Here is a 20,074-nt window from a genome sequence, read left to right as displayed (position 1 = left end):
CTATTTGTGGTACGCAAATATATTTTGTGACAGAAAATAAAAAAGATAAAAATAATTATTGACTTTTCTTAGCAGGTTTCATTCTTAAGGTATTCGACACACACGGAATAAAAAGTAGGAAGCCGTTCCAGTGAATGTGAAGAAGGTGTTGGAAATAGTTAAGCGTCAAAATTATGCGTTGGGTTTTCGAAATTTGCCTGTTTGAGCCGAATGGCGAGTTGCAAATTTCGGAAGCCCGTTTTTAGCATAATTTTGACGCTTTAGTATTTCCCGCCGACGGAACCTGAACAGGAACGGCTTCCTACTTTTTATGCAGGTCCGGGTCGTCGTGCCTTTCTGAATTAAATCCCAATTACCCTAAATACACAACCTTATCTTCCGGCTCTGCGGCTGGTTCCATATCGATCAGGTACAGTACCGGCTGTTTATTTCCAAAGGAACTTACTGCCTCGTACTCGAACCTTGCACGGATCTGCATCCAGGATTTTGCTTTTACATCGATCTTCTTTTCTGCTTTGCATGGATATCCGTAATAACGTACATCTTCCGCGCAGCATGTCATGATCTCTCTGACCGGAACGAACATATTGTCCGGCATTCCCTTCGGGCGGAAGATCTGTCCTTTGAAGTCGATTTCTTTATGCAGATATAATTCCGGATGATCATATGCATCCACATACCACACACCAAAATCAACATCATCCAGTACGATCTTGTCTCCTTTTACATCATATGGGAGATCTTCTTCGGATGGCTCGATGATCTTGCCTTGCATATCTTCAAAGATCAGCTGTGCCATCGGATTCTGTACCTTCAGTGCACGTCTGAATCCGGATCTGTTAACACCATCTGCACATCTGTTAACAACGATCAGCTCAGACTCTGTGAGCTGTTCCATCAGCATATTTCTCATATTCATCAGATACATATCCAGTGTTGTACCATTTACGGTAGAGTATACTCCCTGAAGTTCGAAACTTCTCGGGTATCTGATTGAAAGCAGATCCTCCAGCTTCCACATTCCATTGTACTCAATGATAATCTGTGCCGGATGATAGTTTCTTTCACAGTTTTTGAAAAATACAGTGTTCAACTGGTCAAATTCTTCGATTTTCAGAACTGCCATATTTTTTTCTTTTAAATATTCTTCCGGATACTCTTCTTCTCCTTCTTCACAGAGAAGTAACAGTGTAAGTCCCGGTTCAATCCATTCCTGTTCCATCAGGGTATCCTTGATCATGGTTGTCTTACCACTGTCTAAGAATCCCGTAACGATAAACATAGGTGTTGCCATACTCGCACCTCTTTCTTTTATGGTTATATTGTGATTTTTGGCTCCATAATAATATGGAGCCAATTATTAGTATCCTATACGTGGAATAATTTCAGAAGGTCGTCCTCTTTCAGGTCTGTTCCGATTACACAGATACGTCCTGTGTAGTCCGGCTGTCCTTCTCTTACTTCGTACTCTTCCGGTACTAAGTCGAACTGTTTCCATGATCCGTCTGTCATCTGGATAATACCTTTAGAACGAAGAATTGTTCCGTAAGATGTTGTCTCTGACAGTGCCTTCATCAGATAATCCAGTTCTTCTTCGGTATATTTATGAACAGTCTCTTTGCCCCAGCTTGTAAACACATCATCTGCATGATGATGGTGGTGATGATCGTGATCGTGTCCACAGCAGCAATCGTGATCATGGTCATGATGATCGTGGTCATGATGATCGTGATTGCAGTGATCATGATGGTCGTGATCGCAGTGATCATGATCGTGGTCATGGTGATCATGGTCACAATGGTCGTGATCGTGATCATGATGGTCATGGTGATCGTGGTCACAATGGTCGTGATCATGATCGTGATCTTCATGATCTTCATGATCTTCAAACAGGCTCTCAATCTCAGCACCCTTTGTCAGTGCATGACTGATTGCCTCTTTGCCAAGCTCATCCCATGGTGTAGAGATGATCGTTGCTTCTGCATTTTCTTCACGAAGTGTGTGTACGCATTCTTCTACTTTTTCATCTGTCATCATCTGTGTACGGCTTACTACGATTGTTGACGCATGCTCTACCTGATCTTTGAAGAATTCTCCAAAGTTCTTCATGTACATTTTTGCCTTTTTACCATCTACAACTGTGATTCTTCCGTCAATTTCAATGTCCGCATCTTTTTCTACAGCTTCAATTGCTCTTGCTACGTCAGATAATTTTCCAACTCCTGATGGCTCAATGATTACACGGTCCGGATGATACTCATCTAATACTTTTACCAGAGCTTTGCTGAAGTCACCTACCAGTGTACAGCAGATGCATCCTGAGTTCATCTCTGTAATCTCGATTCCTGCATCTTTTAAGAATCCGCCATCGATACCGATCTCGCCAAATTCATTCTCGATCAGCACAAGTTTCTCTCCTGCCCATACATCACTGAGCAGCTTTTTGATAAATGTAGTTTTTCCTGCTCCGAGGAATCCTGAAATAATATCTACTTTTGTCATGTTTATTGCCTCTTTTCTATCTATTTTCAAAATTAATAAAAGTCCCGACACATATATTATCACAAACAGCGGGTGGTTGCCAGTCCCCCAATTCTAATATTTTTCTCAACTTTTTATAAATCACCCGCAAACTCTGCTGCTCATTATAGATATTTTGATTGGAGACAATTTCTTCTTGTACACATAGTAGAGTAAAAAAACGATATCTGTACCGGATGGTACAGATATCGTCTGCTTTTTATGATTATTCTAAAATGTTCTTATAATAATCCGCCGATTGACAGGAACAGTGGTGCAAATACCAGTGATACAACTGTCATCAGTTTAATCAGGATGTTGATAGATGGTCCTGATGTATCTTTGAACGGATCACCTACAGTGTCTCCAACTACAGCTGCTTTATGAGCCTCGCTTCCTTTTCCACCGTGGTTTCCATCTTCAATGTATTTCTTAGCGTTATCCCATGCTCCACCTGCATTAGACATGAAGATTGCCATCATAACACCTGTTACAAGTGCTCCTGCAAGAAGTCCGCCAAGCGCAGAAGGTCCAAGAAGGATTCCGACTACCAGCGGTGCAAGTACTGCCATGACACCAGGAACCAGCATTTCTTTTAATGCTGCTGTTGTTGAGATTGCAACGCATGACTTGTAATCTGGTTTTTCTGTACCCTTCATGATTCCAGGCATTGTCTTGAACTGACGTCTTACTTCTTCGATCATCTGGTATGCTGCTCTTGATACAGATGACATTGTCATAGCTGAGAACAAGAACGGAAGCATTCCACCGATCAGCATTCCGATGATTACACGTGAGTCAAGGATATCAATTGACTTAAGATGTACTGCTTCTGCGTAAGATACGAACAGAGCAAGTGCTGTCAGGGCTGCAGATCCGATAGCAAAACCTTTACCCATAGCTGCTGTTGTGTTACCAACGGCATCCAGTTTGTCAGTGATCTGACGAACGTGTGGATCAAGCTCGGACATCTCTGCAATACCACCGGCATTGTCAGCGATCGGTCCATAAGCATCTACAGCTACTGTGATGGCTGTTGTAGAAAGCATTCCTACAGCGGCAAGCGCGATACCGTAAAGTCCGCATGTCTGGTAAGCAATAAAGATACCAACGCAGATCAAAAGGATCGGGATTGCTGTAGATTTCATACCTACTGCGAGACCACTGATGATGGTTGTTGCAGATCCAGTCTCTGACTGTTCTGCGATTTCTTTTACTGATTTGTAATCTCCGGACGTATATACTTCTGTGATGATACCGATCAGAAGTCCTACGATCAGACCAGCTACGATAGCGATTGCTGCCTTAAAGTCTCCGAAGAATACTTTACTGAGTACACAAGATACGATCAGTACCAGTGCACTTGCTACATAAGAACCAGTCTTTAATGCTTTGTGTGGATTTGAATTCTCATCACCTTTTACAAAGAATGTTCCAAGGATAGATGCAACCAGTCCGAGTCCTGCGATCAGAAGCGGGAAGATTGCTCCCTCAGCTTTATAATACACGATTCCAAGTGTCAGTGCAGAAACGAGTGCTCCTACATAAGACTCAAAAAGGTCTGCTCCCATACCTGCAACGTCACCTACGTTATCTCCTACATTGTCAGCAATAACGGCCGGGTTACGCGGGTCATCTTCCGGAATACCAGCTTCCACTTTACCTACAAGGTCAGCTCCTACGTCAGCAGCTTTTGTATAGATACCACCACCAACACGGGCAAACAGAGCGATTGAAGAAGCTCCTAAACTAAATCCTGTAATAATATCAACGTTTTTAGTCAGAATGTAAATCATGCTGACACCAAACACACCAAAACCAGCTACACACATACCCATTACAGCTCCACCGGAGAATGCAATTGAGAGTGCTTTGTTCATTCCTTTTTCTTTTGCTGCATTTGCAGTTCTTACATTTGCCTTAGTAGCTACTTTCATTCCACAGTAACCTGCAAGCGTAGAGAACAGAGCTCCTACTACGAAGCATACAGCAGTGATCCAGTTCCCGATTCCTACTCCGATGAGTATAAATAATACAGCAACGAAGATGATCAGAATCTTATACTCTGCTGTCAGAAATGCCTGCGCACCGTCACTGATAGCAGCGGCAATTTCTTTCATTCTGTCGTTTCCGGCGTCCTGTCTTCCTACTCTTGCTGCCAGATAAGCTGCAAAAAGAAGTCCAAGAATTCCAAATACCGGAACAAGGTACAATAACATTTCCATAAATTCTCTCCTTCCGTCCGACTTTGTCAAATTCATGTCAGACAGGTATATCTTAACATATTCTTAACTTTTGATGGCATTATTTTTTATTTTTGTACGTTATTCCGATTATTTTCTGTGTATTGTCCAAATTTCCGACCTTTCATTGATTATTTATAATCTATTTTTACCAATAACTTTCTTGTATAGAAGATTAATTATAATCTATCTTCATAAGCACAAGCCCATTCGGTGGTGCCGTCGCTCCCTCTGAAGTATGAACTTTTGCATCCAGAATTTCCTTTACCTTTTCCGGAGTATAGAATCCTCTGCCAACGCGGATCAGGACTCCCGCAATAATACGAACCATATTATAAAGGAAACCATTTCCTGTAATACGAAGCACGATTTCATCGTCTTTTTTCTCAATTATCAAATCATACACCGTCCGGACTGTATCCTGCGTATTCGTTCTGATATTACAGAAGCTTACAAAATCATGTTCTCCAACCAAATATTTTGCACCGGCACGCATAGCCTCAACATCCATTGGAAACGATACGAACGTACAATATCTTGTCTTTAACGGATTTGGTACCGCCGCATTGTATATATGATATTCATAAGTCTTTGAAATATTCTCCTGATATCTCGGATGCCAGTCTGCCGGAACTTCATCGGACCTTACTACTACAATATCTTCCGGAAGCCTCTGGTTCAATGCATACGCAAATCTCTCAGGCGGAATGGAAGATTCTGTATCGAATACCGCTACATTTCCCAGTGCGTGTACCCCTGAATCAGTCCTGCTTGCCCCGATAATTCTGATTTCTTCCCCGGTAAGTCTTGCTAATGATTTATTCAGTTTTTCTTCAATCGTAACTCCATTTGGCTGGACCTGCCAGCCGCAGTAATTAGTTCCATCATATGCTACGAATATTCTGATTCTTTTCATGATGACCTCCACACAATCTGATACAATTATTTTTTAGTAACAAGATTACATAAATTTGGGACGGAGGTTTTTTAATTCCTCCGTCCCTGTATACATTTTAAAACACCCAAATATGCACCGGCACGCATCTTCCGATCACCACCACCAAAATCACATAAGCAATTACAGTAATATATGCCATTCTGTCTTCTTTATGATATTTTAACGGTTTCATCTTTGTGCGTCCTTCGCCGCCATGGTAACATCTCGCTTCCATCGCCATTGCCAGATCATTGGCTCTTCGGAATGCCGATACGAACAACGGAACCAGAATCGGTATCATACTCTTTGCTTTCTGAATCATATTACCGCTTTCCAGATCAGCTCCTCTTGCGATCTGTGCTTTCATGATCTTATCGGTCTCTTCCAGAAGGATTGGAATAAAGCGGAGTGCAATCGACATGATCATCGCAATCTCATGTACCGGAACATGGATCTTGTTCAGTGGCCCAAGTAACTCTTCGATTCCATCTGTCAGCTCGTTCGGAGTCGTTGTAAATGTCATAAGCGACGAGCCGATGATCAGGTAGATCAGACGAATTGCCATATATACCGCAGTCCTTAATCCCCCTTCTGTAATCGTGAAGATCCACGCGTGAAACAGTACTGCCCCGTCTCTTGTAAGAAACAGATTGAACAACACTGTAATCATCAGAAGCATGATGACTGGTTTCAATCCCCTTACAATAAAGGAAAACGGAACTCTTGACATTTTAATAATAATGATCAGGAACAATGTTGTCATCACATATCCCGGAATGCTGTTGAATAAAAACAATGAAATCAGATATAACAGCGTCCCCACCAGTTTCACTCTTGGATCTAATCTGTGTAATACACTCTTTGCCGGATAATATTGTCCGATTGTAATATCTCTTATCATATCTTCTTCTCCAGTGCCTGCATAATCTCATCTGCCGCTTCTTCTACAGTCGTTACATTTACCTTGACTGGTAAACCTTTTTCTTTCAGATCATGCATGATATACGTCACCTGCGGAGCTGCAAGTCCGATTTTTTCCAGTTCCTGATAATGTGCAAATACCTCTTTCGGCGCACCATTATACATTACAGACCCTTTGTTCATCACAATGATCCGGTCTGCATATCTTGCAATATCTTCCATACTATGTGATACCAGAATGACCGTCATATCACTCTGCTTATGCAGGTATGCGATCTGATCCAGAATGTCATCTCTTCCCTTTGGATCAAGTCCCGCCGTCGGCTCGTCAAGAACCAGCACTTTCGGACGCATTGCCAGAACTCCTGCGATCGCTACTCTTCGTTTCTGACCGCCCGAGAGCTCGAACGGAGAAGATTTATAATATTTTTCTTTCAATCCTACCAGTTTCAGTGCTTCCAACGCACGCTTTTCACACTCTTCTTTGCTCAGCCCCTGGTTTTTCGGTCCAAAGCACACATCTGTCAGTACGTCAATCTCGAACAACTGATACTCCGGATACTGGAACACCAGTCCTACCTGATTACGGAGTGCACGCATATCATATCCATTTTGGTAAATGTTCTCTCCATTATAATACAGCGCACCGTCCGTTGCTTTCACAAGTCCGTTCAGATGCTGGATCAGAGTCGATTTCCCCGATCCGGTATGACCGATGATTCCCACAAATTCACCGTGTGGAATCTCCAGGCAAATGTCTTTGAGTGCATGTTTTTCGTATGCAGTCCCGGGACTGTATACATAATTCAAATGTTCTATCTTAATTGCAATGTCTGTCATTTCTTCTCACCATTTCTCACATCAAATGTTCTATTGTTGTAAATGCGTAATTGCTTCTACCAGTTCTTCTTTTCTTAAGATTCCTTTTGGAATATCCAGTCCACGTTTTCGAAGTTCATCTGCCAGGATTGTCACCTGTGGTACATCCAGGCGATAGCTCTTAAGCTCATCCACCCTTGAGAATATCTCTTTCGGAGTTCCCTCCATCACAACCTTGCCGTGATCCATTACAAAGATCTTATCCGCATCTACTACTTCTTCCATATAATGCGTAATCAGAATTACTGTAACATTCTTCTGTTTTCTGAGTTTGTGGACCGTCTTTAAGACTTCTTTTCTTCCAACCGGATCAAGCATCGCCGTTGGCTCATCCATAACGATGCATTTGGGTTCCATTGCTACAACCCCTGCAATTGCAACCCTCTGCTTCTGTCCACCGGAAAGCTTATTCGGAGAATGATGTCTGTACTCGATCATTCCAACTGCTTTCAGGCTTTCTTCTACACGCTGCCAGATCTCATCTGTCGGAACTCCCAGATTTTCCGGACCAAATCCTACATCTTCTTCTACTACAGTACCGATGATCTGATTATCCGGATTCTGAAACACCATTCCTGCCGACTGTCTTACATCCCAGAGTTCTTCTGGATTACTTGTATTCTTTCCATTCACCCATACGGAACCTTCTGTCGGAACTAAAATTGCGTTTAAATGCTTCGCAAGCGTTGATTTACCGGAACCATTGTGTCCGAGAACTGCTATAAACTGTCCTTCTTTTGCTTCAATATCCACTTCATCAATAGCACGCGATGTTCCAATCACATTGCCTTCTTCATCACGTTTTTCATATTCATATACTAATTTTTCTGTCTGGATCATTTCCATCTTTTATTTTCCTCCGCGTCATATGTGTTGGAAGTTGCTATGATTCTGCTGTTTCGTTTCTTTTTCTTATGTTTTTCTTATGCTTTTTCCGGTTCCGGATACTCTGTTCCCATTGTATCAACGGTTACTTTTTTCATCTTCTGCTCATCAAGCGGTCTGTCACTGTAGTCTGTATCTGTCTCAGCAATCTTATTTACAATATCCATTCCTTCGATGATCTTACCAAATGCAGCATATGCACCGTCCAGATGTGGTGCAGCTTTATGCATGATAAAGAACTGTGAACCTGCTGAATCCGGATGCATAGCTCTTGCCATAGAAAGTACACCTTCTGTATGAGCAAGATTATTTGCGAAACCGTTCTGAGCAAACTCTCCTTTAATTGTGTATCCCGGGCCTCCCATTCCTGTTCCGTCCGGGCATCCTCCCTGGATCATAAATCCATTGATGACACGGTGAAAGATCAGTCCGTCATAATAACCTTTCTTCACCAGTGAAACAAAATTATTAACTGTATTCGGAGCAACTTCCGGGTACAGTTCTGCTTTCATAATATCTCCATTTTCCATCTCAATTGTTACGATTGGATTTGTCATTTTATTTTCCTCTTTTCTTTTTGTTATCTACAGGACCTGCCACTGGCAGCTCCTTATGAACGCATAGCATTACAAAAGCGCCGGCAAAACCGACGCTTCCATTTTAGCGGATAAATCCTTATCCGTAAAGACTTCTATATCATTTTTATGGATTATTCACTTTTTTCAAAATAAAATCCATCAAACTTGTATTTGAATACACGATAAATAAATTTCTCATAATCCATCTTATAAGTTACAATTGCTTTATGATCTGCATCATACTCTGTAAAAGTCCCCTTTAATCCCGAATCTACAAGTACATTATCTCCTGTTTCCTGCGCACTGCTGACATATCCGGAATAAGGTACTTTAAACGAATCTACAAGTTCAAATGTACCTTCATTTTCATCCACCAGATATTTGTAATACTTGGAATTCTTTCCGTCAACCGCAGAACTTACTTTCAGACCTATCGACGACCAGTCATAATCCGGTCTTGTCTCACTGATTCCAATATTATTATCAAACATATACAGATAATACTGCCCGTCCGCAAGGCTTTCATCTGTCTCATATGTGATCGTATGCTGGCCACCCTGTATTGTAAAATCTCCTTTCTTATTCAGCAGAAGACTTACATAAGAAGTATCTTTCCAGAAATCTTTTTCACCGATCATATAAGAAACCACCGGCCCGTCATAGATATTATCTACTTTGATGATTGTTGACGTCTCTCTTGAACTTAAAAGTACTGACCCATTTCCTATATACTGAATCGTGTTGATATGCATCCAGTCCAGTTCATCGGAAGAATTTTTCACACAGGTCTTTTTATATTCGCCAAACAGATCTCCCAGATCCAGTACCTCTGTCACCTCACCGGAATTTACATCCAGTTTCAACACGATATCTTCCACGCTGTCCTGCGTCGTATCAGTTGCAAGAATCAACATATTTCCATTTTCATCAAACACATAATCATGGTGCAATTTGTAATTGCCAAGATCATATACCTTTGTTACCTGCCCAAGACGGTTCACCTGTGCCATCTTCTTTTCGGAAATACTGTAATACATCGAATTCTCGTCAAAGATAAGCCTGTGACTTCGGTATCCCAGAAGAGGAACTTCTCCTCTTAAGACTCCGTTATTGTCATAATAATACATAAAATCCATAGAAGGACTGTCATTTCCAAGTACCACATACAGCCCGTCTTCTAACTTGTCCGCACTTTGTTTTACATCCGTATCAAGCTGTACTGCCTCTTCTCCATACAGACTTCCCATCTCATATACGATTTCCTTCGTATCCGTAGAACCGTCTTCATTCGTTATATAGAATGTAATCGTATTCTCCGTATCCGGGATCAGACCGATCACCTGAAATTCATGCTCTTTCTGATACTCTTCATCCTGATATACATTTCTGCTAAAGTCGGCAATATCATCCTCCTTTACATGAATCGTATAAGAAACTTTCACCGCCGAATCTGTCTCAAAATAAACATACAATGACTGTGTATTGGTTCCAAAAGGATTGTATTCGATCAGCATATTACTCAGTGTATACTCCTGAGATTCTTTTTTCTTTTCCAGTTCGTCCGCTATTTTCTGCTGCTCTTCTGCATTGTATGTTTTTTTGATCTTCTCATAGATTTTTTTCTGTTTTTCATTCATTACATTTGCTTCATTATCTGACATTTTCTGTTCTTTTTTTTCATCAGACTCTGAAACCTGTTCTTTCTTCGTTGTGCTCTTCTCTTTCGTGTCTGCATTTGCACACGCTGTCATTCCCATCGCAAGTATCATAGCCAACATTCCTGCAGTCATGATTCGCTTTTTCACTTTTTCTATCCCACTTTCTTATTATTTTTTCACAGTTATAAATATTTTAACAAGAATTTGTGTTAAAAATATGAAATATGGTCATTTTTATTTTAATTATTCGTTTTTGCTCTGCACCTCCGTATTTTTCAACTCATATATTACGATTCCACCTTTTTCTTCACAGCCCGTTTTCCACAACTCCATTAGATCCAGTCTGACTTTTTCCCCGTAAGTAGCCACATCGATCCACATACCCTGTTCATTCTTTTCATATCCGACCACAAGAAACCAGTGCCAGATGAAATCTTTGTACTTTTCAACATTCAAATGTCTCAACATCAGATATGGTACCGGAAGTCCCTTATCAATCTGTTCGCATATGATCTTCTCTGCCTCTTCTGCAGTACCTGTCCCGTCGAATTTTTCCATATCAATCTGATAATCCGTTCCATATTTTTCATTCACATCTGAAATATATTTTGCCAGACCTTCAATATACCATTCCGGCTTTTTTACGCCCTGAACTCTTGGACGGATGTATGGTTTCATAATCTGACTGAATTTTTTGTATGCTTCTTTATCCATCTGTTCAAGATCGAACGGATATAATTTTTTCATTCCCTTATATTTTGCCAGATAAATACAGCTGTCACATGCCGTTGCAGCTCCACATCCACCAACATTCATAACAATATTCGTGAACCAGTCCTGATTTCCTCCGAATTCTCCATCAATCATAAAATATTCCAGTTCTTTTTTCATATCTGCTCACCTGTCCTGTCTATTTGTCTATATAATAATGCAGCCATCTGCTTCCAACACCTGGTATTACTTTTTCAGACATCTGAAAGAAATTCTAACATACTTTCTCAAGCGTACGCAATGGGCGGGGATTGCAGATTTTCTGCAATTCCCGCCCATTATTTCTCTATATTTTATTATTGATTTTTTGTTATTCTTATAAGCTTCTTGACATCTCTTCGCATACTTTCATAGCTTCAATGATAGAACTTCTGAAGCCGAGCTCTTCTAATGTACGAACAGCTTCAATTGTTGTTCCTGCCGGTGAACAAACCATATCTTTTAATTCTCCAGGATGTTTTCCTGTATCCAGAACCATCTTTGCACTTCCAAGAACAGCCTGTGCTGCAAACTGATAAGCCTGTTTTCTTGGCATTCCGCCTGAAACTGCTGCATCTGCCATAGCTTCGATCAGCATGAATACATACGCCGGTGAACTTCCACTTACTGCTGTTACTACATCCATCAGACGCTCAGGAACGATCTCTGCACGGCTGAAACTTTCCAGAAGGCTCTTTACATATGCGATCTCATCTTCTGTAAGATGTTCATTCGGGCAAACTGCTGTCATACCTTCTCCAACCATAGCCGGTGTGTTAGGCATTGTACGAACGATCTTTACATCTTTTCCAAACTGTTCTGCAAGCCATGCAAGTGTCTTACCTGGTGCAATTGTAATGATAATCTGTTTGTCTGTCACAACATCTTTGATATCAGCAATTACGCTCTCATAAAACTGTGGTTTTACAGACAGAATAATTGTCTCTGCTTTCTGTGCAACTTCTTTATTGTCTGCTGTTACATTGATTCCGTATTCTTTCTGAACTCTTTCTCTTCCAGGTGCAAAAAGATCTGCCCCGATAATTTCTTCTGCAGGAATTACATTATTCTTGATAATTCCGCCCATAATTGCTGATGCCATGTTACCTGTACCGATAAATCCTAATTTCATCCTTATTACCTTCCTTTTTAACCTGTTATGTTCTTTTTGCTCCCGGCACGTGACACATAAACAATCTGTTATGTTCGCTCCGTGCTTTTGTATACGTTTTTTAAATTTGTATACAAATCATTTCTACTGTGACTATATCACTCATTTCTCAAAAAGTCAACACACAACCTTGAATTTTCTTTGAAAACACGTTATAATTTGTATACAAATACAGAAAATGTATACTTTTATATAAAAGCTGATATGCACTGCTATAACTTACTACGTTATTGTGAAAGTACTATTTGAAGGGGGCATTTACTATGGCAGAAAAAAGTCCGTCTCTTGCCACACAGGCTTATCATACCATCAAAGAAAATATTCTGAATCTTACCTATCCTCCGGGCATGGTCCTTACCGAGGCTATGCTCACCAAAGAGCTCGAAATGAGCCGAAGCCCGGTACGCACTGCGATCCAGATGCTTCAGGTCGAAGGACTTATTGTCTCGGACTATTACAAATCTATGACTGTAAAAGAAATTACAGATAAAGATATCAATGAGATTTATCAGTTACGGGAATTATTAGAGGGGGCCGCTTTCCGTCAGATTTTTACCTCCGGGCGGTACGAAGAGTATTCTTACCGTATTGAAGAGAAAGTCGTGCGTATGTGCGCCGCTGCAGGCGATCTGTATGAATGGGAGATTGCAGATACTGCCATGCATATGGAAATTATCAGTATTTTTGACAATGACAGAATCAACCGGATCTATGAAAATAATCTTTCCGAACTGATCCGCATTGGCCAGTATTCTATCCGAAACGGGATGAAAATCCCCAGAACAAATGACAATCTGAAAAAAATGATTTCTTATATGAGAAAGGGAAACTATGAGAAAGCGTTTGAAATCTTGAAAAACGACCATTTCGGAACCGGCCGTAACACCGCATTAAAAATGCATTAATAAAATACGTATATAAAAAACTTGCCAGCTGCGCGATCTGCAACTGGCAAGTTCTTTGTATATCTCTTATTTTTTAAAATGTTCCAACATGATTGGCATACATTGTTTGGAATATTCTCCCAATGAATATGCTCCTTTGTTCAAACACCAGTCCGAAACCAGCGCTCGTTCACACATCGAGTAATATCTGACCAGTTCATTCACCGGTACTTCATCCGATATCTCTCCTCTTTTTTGTCCTTCATCGATCACACTGCTGATCAGTTTATAATATGTCCGGTTCTGATCCAGAAGTGATCTGTGCCCCTGTGCTACAAGCTGTGTTGAATAAAGCGAAGCCAGAAGATCAATGCTGATCTTTTCTTCCATCATCGAATGTGCTTCGTAGTTTAGATAAAGAAGCTTCTCATAACAGTTCATATCCGGATCCATCTTGGTCTTTAACACTTCGTAATTATCATCCAGAATAATCGACAATGTATTCAACAATTCATCTTTGGTATTAAAATAATAATAGAACGATCCTTTGGATGTTCCTGACAATTCAATAATGTCATCTACCGTTGTTCCATTATATCCTTTTTCATAAAACAACTGCCATGCCGCTGTTACGATTCTTCCTTTTACACTTTTTTTGTTGTCTGTTTCTATTTCCATTTATTTTCTCCTTATCCGCCCTCTTTTAAAGTACTTTTAGTATAACATATTTATTTTAACAGTGTACACAGAAAATTCTTCTTAATACTTTACTTCAAAACTACTTTCCAGTTCCGGCTCCATCTCTTCGGTATCAATCCAGTCAATCTGGATAAACTGGTTCCGGTTCAATCCCTTCATGAGTTCAAAGATCAGAGTCTCTCTTCCCTGTACTTCCATAACTACCGTCCCATCATATTCATTCTTCACCCATCCGGTCAGATTCATAGATCTTGCCAGATATTTTGCTGTATAACGAAATCCCACGCCTTGTACTCTTCCATGGAATATCATATGTTTTCTTACTTCCGACATCTATTACCACCTCTGAATAATTCAGGGTACTGCGCTACGCAATACCCTGCCTTTTTACATTCCGCTATGCAAGAAAAGCGAATATTTTCAACTTCTTTTGCATAACTTTCTTCACTCGAAATTCTTATGAACAAGCCTGCTGTACTCTTCATAAGCTTCTACTCCCTCAAATGCATCTTTTAACGCATCTCTGATTCCTATATAATACCAGCCTATGATCTTTTTATCCTTCATCCTGAAACGGTTCCATAGTTCTTCTCCATATACCGGATAATCCCTGTCAATATCGCGCATATTCGATAACTTGTCCGCCAATCCTACCATCTGTACTTCTCTCGGTGCATTTCGTATATGTTCGATCGTTGCAGACTTGCGTTCCATCCATGTCTTGGTTTTATCTTCGCTTTCCTGTGCTACAATTCCTGCCACTCGTTCCGAAAATTCCCGTGCAAGGATTTCTCTCGATACACCTTCACAATCTTCAATCGTATCATGTAAAACTGCTGCACTGATAATCTCCTCGTCCTGCGTCATCGTTGAGACAATATCTCCCACTTCGATCGGATGCACAATATATGGCCTCCTGGTTCCTTTCCTGAACTGTCCCGCATGTGCTCTCGTGGCAAATTCAATTGCCTTATTAATCATAATGGTACCTCTCTTTTATCGCATATGGTCTTTGGAGCCGATGATACGGCCTGATTAGTTATGTCTTTAATATATAAATAATATCACCTGATACTTTAAATGACAATAATTTCAGTATATAATAAAAGAAAAGTTGCCTTTGGACCCCGCCGCCTGCTGTCCCTTTCAAGCGCATGGCGGTTTGGATATCCTGGCACTATAAATTGATCAGGGGGAGATAAATTATGGAACAAAAAACAATCTTTATTACAGGTGCTTCCAGAGGCATCGGGAAAAGCATCGCACTTTTATTCGCTTCCCGCGGATATCATACATTTTTGAATTGCTCTTCTTCTGTAGATGAGCTCAAAAAGCTCCGGGCATATATCACCGAAAAATACCATACTCCATGTACACTTGTACCGGGTAATGTAGGAAATCCTGACCACGTACGGGCAATTTACAATAAAATTTATCAGGAATGTACACATCTTGATGTACTCGTCAACAATGCAGGTATTTCCTATATTAATCTTCTGACTGATATGACAGATGAGGACTGGAACCGGATCATTCAAACTAATCTTTCTTCCGTATTTTACTGTTGCAGACAGGCGATTCCTCCGATGGTTTCCAAACGTTCCGGAAAAATCATCAATATTTCTTCCATGTGGGGGACATCCGGTGCTTCCTGTGAAGTTGCATACTCTGCTTCCAAGTCCGGCATCAACGGATTTACCAAAGCGCTCGCCAAAGAACTCGCACCGAGTAACGTTCAGGTTAATGCGATTGCCTGCGGAGTAATCGATACCTCTATGAATGATCAGCTTACCAGCGAAGAGAGAAAGGCTCTTGAAGAAGAAATTCCGGCCGGCAGATATGGTACTCCGAAAGAAATCGCTCAGATGGTATGGAATATTGTACATGCTCCAGAATATATGACCGGACAGATCATCGGAGTTGACGGCGGATTTCTATAAAATTTTTTGACCAACCGATATTCAGACAATACTGTTTCTTAAACATAAGCGAACCGTGCAATAAATATTGCACGGTTCGCTTATGTTTTTCTTTTTATATGTTTTTATTCAAAATCAAGTTCCACGGGGCAATGGTCCGACCCCATGATCTCAGTCAGGATTTTCGCATCTTTTATCCTGTCTTTCAGGCTTTCAGATACACAGAAATAGTCAATACGCCAGCCTGCATTCTTCTTTCTTGCACTGAAGCGGTATGACCACCAAGAATAGATTCCCTCTGCATCCGGATAAAAATAGCGGAACGTATCAATGAACCCCGCATTTAACAGATTCGTAAATTTTCCTCTCTCCTCATCCGTAAATCCCGCATTTTTACGATTGGTTTTCGGATTCTTCAAATCAATCTCTTTATGTGCTACATTAAGATCTCCGCAGAAGATCACCGGTTTCTTTTCTTCTAATTTCTTAAGATATGCAAGAAACGCATCTTCCCATCGCATTCTGTAATCCAGTCGTGCAAGTTCGCTCTGTGAATTTGGTGTATAGACTGTAATAAAATAAAAGTCTTCAAACTCTAACGTAATCACACGGCCTTCTTTATCATGTTCTTCTATTCCCAATCCATAGCTCACGGAAAGAGGCTCTTCTTTTGTAAAGATTGCCGTTCCGGAATAACCTTTTCTCTCAGCATAATTCCAGTACTGATGATATCCCGGCGTATCTAGTTCCAGCTGCCCAGCCTGCATCTTTGATTCCTGTATACAGAAAATATCTGCATCCGCTTCATTAAAAATATCCATAAATCCTTTTTGTGCACATGCACGGATTCCGTTGACATTCCACGATATAAACTTCATATCTTCCTCCCGACCGTTCTTACTTTTTTGTCCCTGATTCACCCATATAGGCGCAGTTTAATAATATACTTTTCTTAAAAACAATCCTCTTGCCGGAGCTAAAAATCCTGCAAGGCTTCTGTCCTCTGCTGCAATTACGACCGGCAGCATGGATGCATCCCTCTTTCCTGCACCAATCTCCAGAAGTGTTCCTGTAAGGATTCTTACCATATGATATAAAAATCCGGTTCCGTAATAGGTGATCCGCACTTTTTCTCCGCTGCTTACTATCTTAATGTTTGTAATCTTACGGATTGGATCTTTGCATTCTTTATCATCCGTAAAACTTGTAAAATTCTTTGGTCCTATCAGATATTTTGTTGCATCACGCATTGCCTCGATGTCCAGTTTTTCCGGATAATGATAGCAATATCTTCTGGAAAAAACATCCGGTTTTTCACGACAGTCAATATAATATTCGTATTTTTTCCCTTTGGCACTCTTGCGTGCATGAAAACCATTCTTGGCAAGTTCTACTTTCACAATACGGATATCTTCCGGAAGATATCTGTTCAGTGAATCTTTGAGTTCCTTGGTATCATATAATTTAGAAAGTTTCACACTTGCAACCTGTCCACGTGCATGAACACCCGCATCTGTTCTTCCCGATCCATCTATATGCACACGATATCCAACCAGTTTACCGATACTCCACTCCAGAATATACTGTATTGTGTTATCTGTTGTGGCCTGTCTCTGCCATCCCTGATATCTGCTTCCATCATAGGAAATGGTTAACTTATATGTTCTCATATTATTTCACCCAATCTATTCTATCGTTCATCTTCTATCATTTTATCTGTTTCTATTATTTCCATATACTGTAAAGATAATTCTATATCTGTTTTCTTTTTGAAAAAGGGAGAAGCAAATAATTTTTTGCTTCTCCCTTATATTCTATCACTTTATTACTTTATAAGCAATTCATTCTTATTCTAATATCTTCTTTAATTCATCCATAAACGTACTTACATCTTTAAATTCTCTGTAAACAGATGCAAATCTGACATAAGCAACTTCATCCAGTGCCTTCAGTTCATCCATGACTGCTTCTCCGATCGCACTGCTTGGAATCTCTTTTTCCTCCAGGCTGAAAACTTTTGTCTCTATTCTGTCAACAACTTTCTGAATATCTGCTGTTGCAACCGGTCGTTTATAGCAAGCACGCACAACTCCATTCTCTACTTTCCGACGATCATACTGCTCTCTTGTATTGTCCTTTTTGATCACAGTCAGTGGAATTGTCTCTACTTTCTCATATGTCGTAAAACGTTTGCCGCATACATCACATGAACGGCGGCGTCTGATAGAACTCCCGTCTTCTGCCGGTCTGGAATCGATAACTCTTGTATCCGGATTATTGCAATATGGGCACTTCATCTGAATCGTTCCTTTCTGTCCATTATACTGTCTTTATATTCAAATACAGTATATCTTTTCCACAAACATAAGTCAAACAAATTTCTCCTATTTTTCTTCATGGATTTCCACCAGAATCAGGTCCGGACCAATCCTTTTAATGCAGGAAAAAGGAATGATATACTCCGTCCCATCTCCGAAAAAATTACACCATTTTCCTCCCTCCGGTACCACCAGGGCCTCTATGCATCCTTTACATTCATCAATGATCAAATCCTCTATATAACCAAGCTTTTTACAGTCACAGCAGTTGATCACTTCTTTTTTCTTCCATTCACTTAATCGAACTTTTGCCATCTTCCCTCACCTGTTTTGACAATATTCTGCTCTTTATTCCATTTTATACTCATTTTCTGTAATAAAGAGTCCTGTTTTAAAATATGCAAAGCCCCCTTCTCCGGTCAAAAAAACAGCCTGTACATCCACAGTGCTACACTGCGTCTATACAGACCGTTTTCCTTTTTATTCTTCGATCATAATAACAGCCACCGGACACTCTTCTTTGGCCTCTATTGTTGCACTTTCATGTTCCGGTGTCACTTTGGCATAAGCTTCTGCCAGGCCGTCTTCATCAAATCGGAACACCTCCGGACATGTTGCGATACATGCTCCGCAGGAGATACATCCGTCTATAACCTTTGCTTCCATGAAACATCCCTCCTTGTAAAATCTCTACAACAGTATGTCTCATTTTCAGCAAATTATTCCTGTTCTTATCTAATCACTGTACCGGTTTTTCCCTTAAGTGCTTCATCGAATTTGTCAAATGATGTGATCAGCGCACTTCTTCCTTCTCTCTTTTCGAGGAATTCAACTGCTGCTCTGAATTTTGGATACATGTTATATTTTCCAAAATGTCCTTCTTCCATGTATTCTTTTGCCTGAGCGACGCTGATCTCTCCAAGCTCTTCCTCTTCCGGTCTGTCCATGTTGATCTTAACTTTCTCAACACTTGTCAGAATGATCAGTTCATCGGCATCTGTCTCTTCTGCCATCTTTCCTGCAGTCAGATCTTTTTCGATTACGGCACTTGCTCCTTTCAGGCGATGATCCTGTTCCAGTACCGGAATACCGCCTCCTCCGCAGGCTATAACAACCTGATCTGCATCCAGTAATGCTTTGATCGCATCAATCTCTACGATGTTGACCGGATTCGGTGCAGATACAATACGGCGGAATCCTTTTCCAGGCTCTTCTACTACATAATTACCTTTTTTGCGCTCGGCACTTGCCTCTTCTGCATCCATATAACGTCCCAGAACTTTTGTTGGTGTATAGAACGCTTCATCGTACGGATCAACGATCACCTGTGTCAGAACTGTACTGACAGTTCTGTAAATACCACGATTCATCAATTCTTCACGGATTGCATTCTGAAGGTCGTATCCGATATAGCCCTGACTCATAGCAGAACATACAGACATTGGTGCTGCCGTATAATCTTCATGTTCTTTGGCAAATTCATTCATTGCTGTATGGATCATACCAACCTGAGGTGCATTACTGTGTGTAATTGCAACCTGATATCCTTTTTCAATCAAATCACCGATAACTTTCGCAGTCTTCTTTACTGCCTCTTTCTGTTCTGGTAATGTCGTACCAAGTGCTCTGTGTCCTAATGCAACTACAACTCTTTTTTTCATAATCTATACCTCTGCTTTTCTAGTATTTTTCTACGAAATAAATATAAGAGA

Annotated in this window: 22 protein-coding genes; 2 read left to right on the top strand and 20 right to left on the bottom strand. The window is 40.6% G+C overall.

The window, feature by feature from the left end; translation table 11 throughout:
- Positions 1-352: 352 nt before the first annotated feature.
- The 11 genes from NQ508_RS03525 to proC all read right to left on the bottom strand — a co-directional run bounded on the left by NQ508_RS03525 (position 353) and on the right by proC (position 12,503).
- On the bottom strand, positions 353-1,294 hold the full coding sequence (locus tag NQ508_RS03525; RefSeq protein ID WP_006426381.1) for a TIGR03943 family putative permease subunit: 942 nt from the start codon (positions 1,292-1,294) through the stop codon (positions 353-355).
- Positions 1,295-1,368: 74 nt separating this feature from the next.
- On the bottom strand, positions 1,369-2,502 hold the full coding sequence (locus NQ508_RS03520) for a CobW family GTP-binding protein (protein WP_006426382.1): 1,134 nt from the start codon (positions 2,500-2,502) through the stop codon (positions 1,369-1,371).
- 260 nt (positions 2,503-2,762) lie between these two features.
- On the bottom strand, positions 2,763-4,745 hold the full coding sequence (locus tag NQ508_RS03515) for a sodium-translocating pyrophosphatase (RefSeq protein WP_022416265.1): 1,983 nt from the start codon (positions 4,743-4,745) through the stop codon (positions 2,763-2,765).
- Between the two features lie 193 nt (positions 4,746-4,938).
- Positions 4,939-5,679: a tRNA pseudouridine(38-40) synthase TruA gene (gene truA, locus NQ508_RS03510; RefSeq protein WP_006426385.1), complete on the bottom strand. Its 741-nt coding sequence runs from the start codon at positions 5,677-5,679 to the stop codon at positions 4,939-4,941.
- Between the two features lie 97 nt (positions 5,680-5,776).
- A complete protein-coding gene (locus tag NQ508_RS03505; protein WP_006426387.1) occupies positions 5,777-6,601 on the bottom strand; it encodes an energy-coupling factor transporter transmembrane component T family protein in 825 nt (274 codons plus the stop codon).
- Positions 6,598-7,452 carry an energy-coupling factor transporter ATPase gene (locus tag NQ508_RS03500; RefSeq protein ID WP_044919499.1) on the bottom strand — a complete coding sequence of 285 codons (855 nt, stop codon included), beginning with the start codon at positions 7,450-7,452 and terminating at the stop codon, positions 6,598-6,600. Before NQ508_RS03500 ends, NQ508_RS03505 begins: the two co-directional genes overlap by 4 nt.
- Before the next feature lie 39 nt (positions 7,453-7,491).
- Positions 7,492-8,346 (bottom strand): energy-coupling factor transporter ATPase, encoded by an 855-nt coding sequence (locus NQ508_RS03495; protein ID WP_006426391.1) that lies wholly within the window; start codon positions 8,344-8,346, stop codon positions 7,492-7,494.
- A gap of 77 nt (positions 8,347-8,423) precedes the next feature.
- Positions 8,424-8,942, bottom strand: a complete 519-nt coding sequence (locus NQ508_RS03490; protein WP_006426392.1) for a peptidylprolyl isomerase — start codon at positions 8,940-8,942, stop codon at positions 8,424-8,426.
- A gap of 152 nt (positions 8,943-9,094) precedes the next feature.
- The gene (locus tag NQ508_RS03485) at positions 9,095-10,768 is read right to left on the bottom strand and encodes an aryl-sulfate sulfotransferase (RefSeq protein WP_242654646.1); all 1,674 of its coding nucleotides are present in this window, start codon (positions 10,766-10,768) and stop codon (positions 9,095-9,097) included.
- A gap of 96 nt (positions 10,769-10,864) precedes the next feature.
- Positions 10,865-11,512, bottom strand: a complete 648-nt coding sequence (locus tag NQ508_RS03480) for a hypothetical protein (protein WP_006426394.1) — start codon at positions 11,510-11,512, stop codon at positions 10,865-10,867.
- A gap of 196 nt (positions 11,513-11,708) precedes the next feature.
- Complete coding sequence (proC, locus tag NQ508_RS03475; protein ID WP_006426395.1) at positions 11,709-12,503, bottom strand: pyrroline-5-carboxylate reductase; 795 nt, start codon at positions 12,501-12,503, stop codon at positions 11,709-11,711.
- 302 nt (positions 12,504-12,805) lie between these two features.
- Between proC and NQ508_RS03470 the strand changes: the two genes are divergently transcribed.
- A complete protein-coding gene (locus tag NQ508_RS03470; RefSeq protein WP_006426396.1) occupies positions 12,806-13,447 on the top strand; it encodes a GntR family transcriptional regulator in 642 nt (213 codons plus the stop codon).
- 66 nt (positions 13,448-13,513) lie between these two features.
- On the opposite strand, the gene NQ508_RS03465 is transcribed toward NQ508_RS03470, so the two are convergent.
- The 3 genes from NQ508_RS03465 to NQ508_RS03455 all read right to left on the bottom strand — a co-directional run bounded on the left by NQ508_RS03465 (position 13,514) and on the right by NQ508_RS03455 (position 15,106).
- Positions 13,514-14,104, bottom strand: coding sequence for a TetR/AcrR family transcriptional regulator (locus NQ508_RS03465; RefSeq protein ID WP_006426397.1), 591 nt, complete (start codon positions 14,102-14,104; stop codon positions 13,514-13,516).
- 81 nt (positions 14,105-14,185) lie between these two features.
- The gene (locus tag NQ508_RS03460) at positions 14,186-14,458 is read right to left on the bottom strand and encodes an acylphosphatase (RefSeq protein WP_006426398.1); all 273 of its coding nucleotides are present in this window, start codon (positions 14,456-14,458) and stop codon (positions 14,186-14,188) included.
- 111 nt (positions 14,459-14,569) lie between these two features.
- The gene (locus NQ508_RS03455; protein WP_006426399.1) at positions 14,570-15,106 is read right to left on the bottom strand and encodes an HD domain-containing protein; all 537 of its coding nucleotides are present in this window, start codon (positions 15,104-15,106) and stop codon (positions 14,570-14,572) included.
- Positions 15,107-15,330: 224 nt separating this feature from the next.
- Here NQ508_RS03455 and ymfI point away from each other — a divergent pair, with 224 nt between their 5' ends.
- Positions 15,331-16,065: an elongation factor P 5-aminopentanone reductase gene (gene ymfI / locus NQ508_RS03450; protein ID WP_006426400.1), complete on the top strand. Its 735-nt coding sequence runs from the start codon at positions 15,331-15,333 to the stop codon at positions 16,063-16,065.
- Positions 16,066-16,169: 104 nt separating this feature from the next.
- Here ymfI and NQ508_RS03445 read toward each other — a convergent pair whose 3' ends face one another.
- The 6 genes from NQ508_RS03445 to arcC form a co-directional block, all read right to left on the bottom strand.
- Entirely contained in the window at positions 16,170-16,922 is a 753-nt protein-coding gene (locus tag NQ508_RS03445; RefSeq protein ID WP_006426401.1) for an exodeoxyribonuclease III, read from the bottom strand.
- Between the two features lie 57 nt (positions 16,923-16,979).
- A complete protein-coding gene (gene truA, locus NQ508_RS03440; RefSeq protein WP_006426402.1) occupies positions 16,980-17,714 on the bottom strand; it encodes a tRNA pseudouridine(38-40) synthase TruA in 735 nt (244 codons plus the stop codon).
- A 177-nt stretch (positions 17,715-17,891) separates the two neighbouring features.
- Complete coding sequence (gene nrdR / locus NQ508_RS03435) at positions 17,892-18,341, bottom strand: transcriptional regulator NrdR (protein ID WP_006426403.1); 450 nt, start codon at positions 18,339-18,341, stop codon at positions 17,892-17,894.
- Between the two features lie 87 nt (positions 18,342-18,428).
- Complete coding sequence (locus NQ508_RS03430; RefSeq protein WP_006426404.1) at positions 18,429-18,677, bottom strand: YlmC/YmxH family sporulation protein; 249 nt, start codon at positions 18,675-18,677, stop codon at positions 18,429-18,431.
- A gap of 165 nt (positions 18,678-18,842) precedes the next feature.
- A complete protein-coding gene (locus NQ508_RS03425) occupies positions 18,843-19,028 on the bottom strand; it encodes a ferredoxin (RefSeq protein ID WP_006426406.1) in 186 nt (61 codons plus the stop codon).
- Positions 19,029-19,093: 65 nt separating this feature from the next.
- On the bottom strand, positions 19,094-20,023 hold the full coding sequence (gene arcC / locus NQ508_RS03420; protein ID WP_006426407.1) for a carbamate kinase: 930 nt from the start codon (positions 20,021-20,023) through the stop codon (positions 19,094-19,096).
- Positions 20,024-20,074: the final 51 nt, after the last annotated feature.

It is taken from the genome of Dorea longicatena, assembly GCF_025150085.1.
Taxonomy (GTDB): domain Bacteria; phylum Bacillota; class Clostridia; order Lachnospirales; family Lachnospiraceae; genus Dorea_A; species Dorea_A longicatena.
The sequence above is the reverse complement of the archived record's forward strand: the minus strand, read 5'-3'. Positions and strand labels throughout refer to the sequence as shown.